The organism is Stenotrophomonas sp. Steno-Z1 (assembly GCF_056393175.1).
The window spans coordinates 1-1,328 of the sequence record NZ_JBWJPB010000019.1 but is presented as its reverse complement, the minus strand read 5'-3'; the positions used below and the strand labels follow the sequence as shown (position 1 = coordinate 1,328).

Genomic DNA, 1,328 nt, shown 5'->3' with positions numbered 1-1,328 from the left:
GTCCGTGACGTGGCGATCTGGGAGTGGAGCAGCAAGAGCGAAGTGTTTGGTAACCAGGTGCCGAACGCGGATGCGGATGGCGACGGTGTTGGCTTCGAGTTGGCGCTGCGCTTCCCGGGCCAGCAGGCGACGGACGCTAGTGGGATGTTCTATAACTACCAACGGGACTACGACCCGGTGGTTGGACGATACTCGCAGAGTGATCCGATTGGACTGGCGGGAGGTATTAGCACCTTCGCGCATGTGCAGGGGAGTCCGACCATTGGCGTGGATTCTCTAGGATTGCAGTCATCTGCTACTCGGCATGCGTTATCGCGCGCGCTAGCAACCAGCACCACGCCCGATGGATATCAAAGGTGGGACCCCGAAAATCCAAACTACGAAGGGGCTGGTGCACCTGGACCTTACATCTATCCGGATAGGCTCTTGTTGCCAGCACTGGAAGCCGCGATCTGGATGACGACCAGCCTCGCGGCTAAGGGGGATCCGCGTGCACTGCTACAACTTAGCAAGCGAAAAAGCGATCGCGGTAGCAAACCCGATGGGTGCCCGGTAGGGACGTTGCCTATAGACAGTGTCAAAGGAAAGTATGGTTGGAGCGGCGAAGACCTCCATAAGATCAAAGAAGGGGCGTTCTCCGGGCCAGAGGATTGGACGGGAATAGACGGGGATGGACATGTTTGGACGCACGGAGAGGATGGCTTTGCCGAGGATCAGGGGCACTTTGGAACATATCTTCCGAAAAATAAGGGGGCGCGATGAATGACTTTTATACGATAACACTAAGGGTTTTCCATCCGGCAGGCTGTTACGAGGATATGGAAACGTCTCTGCGGATGTCGGCAAATATCGGGCATACCGCTGGTACTTCGAGGAAAACTCCGACGGGTGATCCGCTGAGTGGTGTGTACAAGCAGACTGCGGCGTCGTTTAATCTTGTGGAAAAGACACCCGGCTACCTTGTTGATGGTATCGGAGGCGTGCTCTCCCTGCTGCACCCTCATCGTGACTACTTTTTCAGGGTTGTCCAAGAAGGGGGGCGCGTTGCGCTGTACGTCGGAGTTTTTTTTGAGGTGATGTCCGGCCTATGCCTAGATGTCGAACTAATGTCATCTCTCGTAGATATGAATATCGAGCTGGAGGTTGAGTATTTTGAAGCGCCATGAGTAGGGATTTTGGGCGATATCGGTGATTCAAGCTGCGAGCGCGGTGAAGCAGGCAGGCGCTGTCGTCGAGAGCTACCCCTAGAACCATCGCGGTGAGCGTGTGTTGCGCGCGCCTGCCTCGGCTGACGCACAGGTCACGGTGTATGACGAAGCAGGGCAATG

The 1,328-nt window shown here is 55.9% G+C and carries 2 protein-coding genes; both read left to right on the top strand.

The window, feature by feature from the left end:
* The coding region (locus AC06FD_RS20410; protein WP_478078728.1) for an RHS repeat-associated core domain-containing protein at positions 1–762 on the top strand (762 nt) is incomplete at its 5' end.
* Entirely contained in the window at positions 759–1,166 is a 408-nt protein-coding gene (locus tag AC06FD_RS20405) for a hypothetical protein (RefSeq protein ID WP_394162752.1), read from the top strand. The genes AC06FD_RS20410 and AC06FD_RS20405, both read left to right, overlap by 4 nt.
* Positions 1,167–1,328: the final 162 nt, after the last annotated feature.

Excerpts from the sequence above, each read along its gene's own strand:
- AC06FD_RS20405 (WP_394162752.1), top strand. The coding sequence starts at position 759 with ATGAATGACTTTTATACGATAACACTAAGGGTTTTCCATCCGGCAGGC.